This is a genomic window from Candidatus Hecatella orcuttiae (assembly GCF_002009985.1).
Taxonomy (GTDB): Archaea; Thermoproteota; Bathyarchaeia; order Hecatellales; family Hecatellaceae; genus Hecatella; species Hecatella orcuttiae.
Genome location: NZ_MTLX02000008.1, coordinates 1 through 480, shown reverse-complemented (window position 1 = coordinate 480; position 480 = coordinate 1). Strand labels below are relative to the sequence as shown.

The following is a 480-nucleotide window of genomic DNA, read 5'->3' as shown; positions in this document are numbered from 1 at the left end:
GTACTCTGGATTTTCCCTCTTCAGCCTCTCCAGCACCAGGGTGTGCATCTGAGCTAGAGAGTTAACCTCCCCTCTTTTTTTGAGCACATCCCGCGCTGCTCTAACCACTATATTACTTCTCGGAAGACGATACTTTGCCTTCAATTCTCACCACCCTCTTGGTTATGCTCCGCCAGTGGGAGCCGTACCAGTAAACCTTGCCACATTGCGAGCAGCGGTAGAACTCTTCGTGAGCCTCAAGCACACCCGGAGGCACGAGCTCAGAGACCTCGCTCTTGCTCACCTCCACAATCTCACCGTTACACTCTGGACAAAGTGCTTTTGCAGGCGTCTTCTCATAGCTTAACCCAAGCTCTCTCCTAAGCTGGATGAGCTGCTCCTCAATGGAGTTGCTCTCCACCAGCACCACCTTAGTTCCCAGCTTCTTCGCCTTCTCCGCAAGCGTCGTGTCCCTCGTTAGAAGCACTCTCCCTTCGCGCT

Annotated in this window: 1 protein-coding gene; it reads right to left on the bottom strand. The window is 53.5% G+C overall.

The window, feature by feature from the left end:
* Positions 1-112 precede the first annotated feature (112 nt).
* On the bottom strand, positions 113-480 hold a 368-nt coding region (locus BWM17_RS09620; RefSeq protein WP_309493780.1), incomplete at its 5' end, for a Mut7-C RNAse domain-containing protein.